This window comes from Mesorhizobium sp. P3_A9, from assembly GCF_056402975.1.
The window spans coordinates 1-6,213 of record NZ_JBFUGJ010000338.1 but is presented as its reverse complement, the minus strand read 5'-3'; the positions used below and the strand labels follow the sequence as shown (position 1 = coordinate 6,213).

The window sequence follows — 6,213 nt, the reverse complement described above, 5'->3', positions numbered from 1 at the left end:
GCCCCGAACTATGCGGCAGCCCGCTCGCAGCTCGCCAAGAAGATGGGCCTCGGTCGCAAGCGCAAGGCGCGGTAGTCGGCTGCTCTGTCAAGTCGAACCGACATCAACGGCGCCTTCGGGCGCCGTTTGATTTTGGGGAAGTTACAGGGTCGTCGACCGATCGGCGCGGCGTCAGGCGGTCTGCGCGAGCGCCATTTCGGCATCGCGCTTGATGCGCTTGACCATCGAGCGAAGACCATTGGCGCGTTGCGGCGACAGGTGCTCGTCCAGGCCGAGCTCTTTGAGCGTCGCTTCCGCATCGGTTTTCTGGATCTCGCTGGCGGTCCTTCCGGAAAACAGTGCCAGCATGATCGCGACCAGCCCGCGCACGATATGGGCGTCTGAATCGCCCGTGAAGCTAATGACCGGATCGCTGCCCGGTCCCCGTTCGGTGGTCAGCCAGACCTGGCTGACGCAGCCCGGCACCTTGTTGGCTGCATTGCGCTGCTCATCGGGAAAGGGCGGCAGCGCCTCGCCCAGTTCGATCACATAGCGGTAGCGGTCTTCCCATTCATCGAGGAACGAAAAATCGTCGCGGATCGTCTGGATCGTGGTCGTCATGACCCCGGATATAGTCATGCAGCGGTGCCGCGTCACGAAAAAAACAAGGACACCGCGGGCGTCGAGAGGGCAGACGGCCCGCGGTGCGCCGTCGAGACGGCTTAATTCTTTATCGGCAGGTTGACGGTCTCGGGCAGGACAATCTCTTGCGGCACGCTGGCCGTCATCGTCGAGGTGTCGGGGCCGGCGGACTTGTCGTCCAGCATGGCGGCCGCGATCTTGGCGGTCTCCTTGGCGCGTGCGGTGATGGTGTGCATCGCCGATTTGCCAGTTTCACAGACATCGGGCTTGCGTTCGCAGATGCCGGCAATGTCGCCGACCGCGTCACGGGCCGCGAACAGGGCCTGGATCGGCCCGACGCTGTCCTGCCCCGGCTCGTCGGAACCGACGCTCAGCGGCAGCGCCAGCAGCACCAGTGAAAACCAGAAAGCCATTCTTATCAGGAAGAACATGCCTTGCCTCTCGTCGCGACCGGATCATGCATCATACGGCATGACCTCTTTTATGGGCAGGATGTTGGCACACAGGCACAAAGGACGGCTTGCAGGTTCGCCGAGAATTTTCCTCAAATTTTAGGCAAATTCGAAACGAAGCGTTTTGCGATGGATTTGTTTCATATCGGGACGATTTTGGTTACGCTCTGATAACCATTTATCTGGTTGTTCCCATTGCATTTTCTCTAGATTGAGCCGCTTCTCGCCGCGCCCACGGTCCGCTGACGGCAGGCGTTCTCGGATAACCCTCCATTTACTATGGCGGCATTTGCACGGGTTTTCGRCAGCAAGCATCCCGATATTTGCCACAGGCCGGGCTTTGGTCGGCCCTGCCTTATCCATTCCTTAAACGCTGGATGAGAGTTTCAGAGCCAATCAAAACAATCTGCAAAAGCAGAGCTGTTCACGATGAGTGCGAGTGCGTTGAGTTGATGCCGATCAAGGCCAGATACGCTGAATTGCCTGGCGCGATTGCCGCCGGTTGCGAACGTATGGTCCATCCCTCGATTCTTGGGCAGAGCGGCCGCGAGCGCCAGCGCCGCTTCATCGGCGTCATGCTGGCGGCGCCATTCTTTGCCGCTGGTGCCGCGGTCACGCTGGTGACGTCAGGCATGGGTGCCGCGGTGACCATGGCCGCCATCTTCGCGGCCTTCGGTCTGTGCTGGTTTATCGCCCTGCTGGTGGCGGCGACCGGCAGGATGGCCACGGCGGCACCGATCGCCCTGGCGATGGCGGCTGTTGCCCTTGGCGGTCTGATCGCCGCCGCTGGCGGGTTGAGTTCTCCTGTCGCCATGCTTGCCGTGGCGCTGCCGTTCGAAGCCTGGTGGATCGGCGCCTCGCGGCGTGCGGCCTTGTGGGGAGCGGTCTCGGCCATTGCCGCCATTGCCCTTCAGCCTCTGGCCGCGACTTTCTTGCCCTTCGCGGGTGCGCAGATAGCCGCCTGGCATTGGCTGGTGCCGTTGGCCTGGGCGCTGACACTGATCCCGCGCCTATCGGCGTTTCGCGATAGCACCGGTGTGGCTGATACGCTGGATAGCGGTGACCGGCTGGAAGACATCATCGACGCGGTGATCTTGCGGGTCGCCCGCCATGGCGAGGTGCTCGATGCCTCGGCCAAGGCGCGCACGCTTTTGAAATTGCCGCCGGAGCTGCTTTCCGGAACCGGCCTCTTCGACCGCGTCCACCTGTCGGACCGTGTCGCCTATCTCAGCGCCCTGGCCGACATGCGCGATGGTGCTGCCTCGCGCCGCCTCGAATTGCGCATCAGGCTGCCCCAGAACGGCAATGGCCAGAGCGGCAATCGCCAACATGACAGTCGCTTGATGGCTGACAACTATCGGCCGTTCCTGCTCGAACTGCTGCGCGCCGAGGAACAGGGCGACGCCTTCACGCTCATCCTGCGCGAGAATGATGAGACGGCCCGGCTGCGTGAGGAACTCGCGCAGGCCAATGAAGCGGCAGCCGCCGCGGAAGTGGCCAAGGGTCGGTTCCTGGCGGTGGTCAGCCATGAACTGCGCACGCCGTTGAACGCCATCATCGGCTTCTCGGACATGCTGCTGCACGAGATGTTCGGCGATTTCAAGGATCCGCGCCAGAAGGAATATGTCGGCCTGGTGCGGGATTCTGGTCAGCATCTGCTGGCCGTCGTGACATCCATACTCGACGTGTCGCGGATCGAATCCGGCGCCTACGCGGCGGAACCGGAGCCGTTCCGGTTCATGGAAGCCGTGGACATGTGCCAGTCGATGATGAGCCTGCAGGCGCAGGCCAAGAACATCAACCTGCAGACGCAGATCGCTCCCGACGCCGGCGACATCAATGCCGATCGCCGCGCCGTGCAGCAGATCCTCATCAACCTGGTCTCCAACGCGATCAAGTTCACGCCCGACGGCGGCGATGTCGTCGTCGGCGCCAAGCGGATCGGTTCGCGCCTGCATTTCTGGGTCAGGGAYACCGGCATCGGCATCGCCGARGAGGATTTCGCCAATCTCGGCAAGCCSTTCATGCAGATCCAGAACGACTATACGCGCCGYTTCGAGGGGACCGGCCTTGGCCTGTCCCTGGTGAAGGGGCTGGTGGCGCTGCACGAAGGCACSATGTCGATCGARAGCATGCCGGGCGAGGGCACCACGGTGACCATCGGCCTGCCGGTCAACGGGCCGAAGGGGCGCCCGGCGCACCAGGCAGGGGTGCTGACGATGCCGGTGACGAGGGCGAAAGGGGACAGRAATGGCTCGCTCCGCAAAACAGSYTAAGGCRGTCAARCGCCGCAGCAATGCCTTTCAGGACGGCGCCATCGCCGTCGGCGGCATGATTTCGCGCAATCCCGTTCTGGTGGGCGGATCGACGGCATTCCTGGTGACGCTGTTCTATGTCTCGGCGAATGCGCTGTGGTATCAGCCTTTCCCGCATGCAGGCGCGTTCTTCGCCACCCGCAGCATTCAGGCTTTTCCGCGCGCCGCGGCTGACGAGCCGGAGACCACATTCAACATCGAACGACCCAGTGCCGCGCCGTCGCCGGTCAAGGGCGATCCGGTGGTCGAGCAGGTSCAGGGCATATTGAAGGACCTCGAYTTCTATYCCGGCACKGTCGACGGCATTTCCGGCCCCAACACGCGCAAGGCCATACAGGCCTATCAGCAGAAGGTCGGGCTCAACGCCTCCGGCGAAATCGATGCGCTGCTGCTGGATCAGCTTGGCGCAACGCCGAAGACCGCTGCCGTGCCGAAACCGCAGCCTCGTCCCGACGTCGCGCCAGCCGCCGTTCCGGTGTCGTTGCAGACAAATTCCGGGCAGACAAATGCCGGGCAAACGAATTCAGGRCAGGCGGATGGGGCCCAGACCCAGGGACCCGATCCCCGCATCGTCAAGATCCAGGCCGGGCTCAAGGCGTTCGGCAATGACGATATGCAGTTGGACGGTGTGGTCGGTGCGCGCACCAAGGCRGCGATCAAGGAATTCCAGTCGCTGTTCGGSCTGCCGCAGACCGGCGAGCCCGACGARRTCGTCTACGTCAAGATGCGCGAGATCGGCCTGACCAACTAAGGCCTGAAACGACGGCTCGCCCAGCGGCGGAAACAGCGATACATAGCCCGCACACTTTGCGGAGTTTTCATGCGCGTCACATCGGATCTTTGGGTCTCGGCCTTGGTGCGCCGGGTTTTCGGCGCCGGCGGATTTGCCGCCGTGGTCAACCGTGGCGCGACCGAGGCCGGTGCTGTTTTCGTGCTGGCGCGGGGTAGGCTGGGCGAAATCGCGCTTTACGGACCGGCGCCGCAGACAAGCTACGATTCGGCCAAGCCGGACGACCGCTTCTTCAGCCTTCTCACAGCCGGCGATGATCAGGCTGTGCTCGATGCCCGTCTCGAGAGGGAAAAGAAATTCGATCCCGACATCTGGGTGGTCGAGATCGAGGCCGGCACCGTTCCCGTCGAGGAGCTTATTTCCGTGAAGACGCCCTGAGGCTGGGGGCGGCATCGTCGCTGTTCGAGGCCGTCCGGCTGTCGCTGTTTGCCGGGGAATCTTCACGGACCATCCTGGACAGCGTCTCGGCTTTCCATCCCCGCACCGTGTCCAGAGCCACATCGCGATGCAGCAGACGATAGCGGTCGAGATAGGTGCGGATGGCCTGCGGATGCGGGAACAGGCTGGGATAGATGGCGACCGTGATCAGGAAGGCCCTGTCTTCGCTGAAGTCGAGAGAGCGCAGCGCCGCCAACAATGAGGCGTAGTTCTGGTTGGCGGTCAGCGATCGCGCGGTCGAAAAATCAATGTCGAGCACGTCCGCCAGCGCGGTCTGGAAGAAGGCGGCGTTTCCCGTCAGCGCCGTCTCGCGCAGCTTGACATAGGTATCCGAACCGTGGAACGCATCGACCTTCGCCGCCAGTGCTTCATCACCGGTGTGCATCATGGAGCGCAGCCTGCGCCGCGCATTCTCGGCAGCAATGCCGGAGGGCTGTTGGCTCGTCGCGCTGTCTTCGGTCRCTTCCACATTGACGACTGCGACGGTTAGCGCCGCGGGAGCTTGCACCTCAGGATCCCGCTTCCGCACCAGCGTCGGTCTTTCGAGCACCCTGATCAGGTCGGCAATGGTCGGGTTCAGGTCCTTGCGGCGCGCGATGGCGCGCGCATGCGGCAGCCCATGCCTGCCGATCAGCGCGATCAGGTCGATATCGCTGACGGCGCGCGAGCGGATCAGCAGCGGCGCGGCAATGTCGACCGGTTCTTCGCACAGGCGCCGCACGAGTGCCGCGGGGGCATACTCACATTCGGAGAGGGCGGCTGCCACGTAGCGTCGCGATTCGACGGACACATCGTCGAACAGCGGCAGTGTCAGGTCTTCGAGCTGGCCGATCTCGCGGCGGGAGGGGCGGGTCAGCGAACAGAACGCCGACACCGCGGCGCGGAAAAGCCTTTCGGCCTTGCCCGATTCCGTCCGTATCGCGATTTGCCTGAAGTCCGAAGATGACACGAAGGATACCCGATACTCGACACACAGCCTTGATCACGCTCAACCGGGACTGTGTCGGTTTCGCGATTGCCTCGGTCAGAACCTCCTGACCTCTGGACAAAGATCAAGTTAGCGGTGATCCGTTAGCGCTCCGTTAACCCTCTGCCGTCCTTAATGATATTTGGAGGCGTTGCGTTGTGCTCCGGGGAAACCGAGAGGAATGCGCGAATCATGGGCATGGTACTGTCTTTCGTGCCGCGTGCGGCACCGACCAATCGAGCCAAGCAAACCACCGAAATACCGGCGGCGGTGATCATCTTTCCCGGCATCCGCTATGAGCGGTCCAGCGCCGGCGAAGCGCGGCCTGCCGGGCCCGACAAGCCGGGATCGCCACGGACGCCGATGCCGCACCACTGAGTCTTCCCTAGGCGGCGACTGGCTCGTCAGGCAGCATCCGCTGCCGGCTCTCCTGGTGCGGATATCAGGCCTCGATCTGGTCTAGAAATCCTGCAGCTCGCAGGAGCTTTGATCGAGAAAGCGCGACACGATCGGCTTCCAGCTGTCGTCCGGGACGAAGCTGCGGATGACGAAGATGCCCTCATCGATCGGCGCTTCGACGAAGATCGCCCCCTGCAGATCCTCGGGCAGATCCTTGCGCACGTCGATCAT

The 6,213-nt window shown here is 63.0% G+C and carries 7 protein-coding genes and 2 pseudogenes; 5 read left to right on the top strand and 4 right to left on the bottom strand.

Going from position 1 to position 6,213, the window contains the following annotated elements; translation table 11 throughout:
• Positions 1 to 75: pseudogene (locus AC1DX0_RS29095) on the top strand (MucR family transcriptional regulator); the annotation flags it as partial.
• A gap of 96 nt (positions 76 to 171) precedes the next feature.
• Here the strand turns inward: AC1DX0_RS29095 and AC1DX0_RS29090 are convergent.
• Together AC1DX0_RS29090 and AC1DX0_RS29085 are read right to left on the bottom strand one after the other, a co-directional pair.
• The gene (locus AC1DX0_RS29090; protein ID WP_477219783.1) at positions 172 to 600 is read right to left on the bottom strand and encodes a SufE family protein; all 429 of its coding nucleotides are present in this window, start codon (positions 598 to 600) and stop codon (positions 172 to 174) included.
• Between the two features lie 101 nt (positions 601 to 701).
• Positions 702 to 1,052 (bottom strand): DUF5330 domain-containing protein, encoded by a 351-nt coding sequence (locus AC1DX0_RS29085; protein WP_477219531.1) that lies wholly within the window; start codon positions 1,050 to 1,052, stop codon positions 702 to 704.
• Positions 1,053 to 1,585: 533 nt separating this feature from the next.
• On the opposite strand from AC1DX0_RS29085, the gene AC1DX0_RS29080 reads away from it, so the two are divergent.
• The 3 genes from AC1DX0_RS29080 (at position 1,586) to AC1DX0_RS29070 (ending at position 4,556) form a co-directional block, all read left to right on the top strand.
• A complete protein-coding gene (locus AC1DX0_RS29080) occupies positions 1,586 to 3,349 on the top strand; it encodes a sensor histidine kinase (RefSeq protein ID WP_477357852.1) in 1,764 nt (587 codons plus the stop codon).
• The gene (locus tag AC1DX0_RS29075; protein ID WP_477357849.1) at positions 3,324 to 4,139 is read left to right on the top strand and encodes a peptidoglycan-binding domain-containing protein; all 816 of its coding nucleotides are present in this window, start codon (positions 3,324 to 3,326) and stop codon (positions 4,137 to 4,139) included. The genes AC1DX0_RS29080 and AC1DX0_RS29075 overlap by 26 nt, the downstream gene beginning before the upstream one ends.
• Before the next feature lie 69 nt (positions 4,140 to 4,208).
• Positions 4,209 to 4,556 carry a DUF1491 family protein gene (locus tag AC1DX0_RS29070; protein ID WP_477219528.1) on the top strand — a complete coding sequence of 116 codons (348 nt, stop codon included), beginning with the start codon at positions 4,209 to 4,211 and terminating at the stop codon, positions 4,554 to 4,556.
• Here AC1DX0_RS29070 and AC1DX0_RS29065 read toward each other — a convergent pair.
• Positions 4,534 to 5,565, bottom strand: a complete 1,032-nt coding sequence (locus tag AC1DX0_RS29065) for a hypothetical protein (protein ID WP_477357846.1) — start codon at positions 5,563 to 5,565, stop codon at positions 4,534 to 4,536. The genes AC1DX0_RS29070 and AC1DX0_RS29065 overlap by 23 nt on opposite strands.
• 210 nt (positions 5,566 to 5,775) lie before the next feature.
• On the opposite strand from AC1DX0_RS29065, the gene AC1DX0_RS29060 reads away from it, so the two are divergent.
• Complete coding sequence (locus AC1DX0_RS29060; RefSeq protein WP_081850319.1) at positions 5,776 to 5,961, top strand: hypothetical protein; 186 nt, start codon at positions 5,776 to 5,778, stop codon at positions 5,959 to 5,961.
• A gap of 81 nt (positions 5,962 to 6,042) precedes the next feature.
• Here AC1DX0_RS29060 and AC1DX0_RS29055 read toward each other — a convergent pair.
• A pseudogene (locus AC1DX0_RS29055) lies at positions 6,043 to 6,213 on the bottom strand (DUF1254 domain-containing protein); the annotation flags it as partial.

Coding starts and splice junctions, on each gene's coding strand:
- AC1DX0_RS29060 (WP_081850319.1), top strand. CDS start 5,776: ATGGGCATGGTACTGTCTTTCGTGCCGCGTGCGGCACCGACCAATCGA.
- AC1DX0_RS29090 (WP_477219783.1), bottom strand. CDS start 600: ATGACGACCACGATCCAGACGATCCGCGACGATTTTTCGTTCCTCGAT.
- AC1DX0_RS29085 (WP_477219531.1), bottom strand. CDS start 1,052: ATGTTCTTCCTGATAAGAATGGCTTTCTGGTTTTCACTGGTGCTGCTG.
- AC1DX0_RS29070 (WP_477219528.1), top strand. CDS start 4,209: ATGCGCGTCACATCGGATCTTTGGGTCTCGGCCTTGGTGCGCCGGGTT.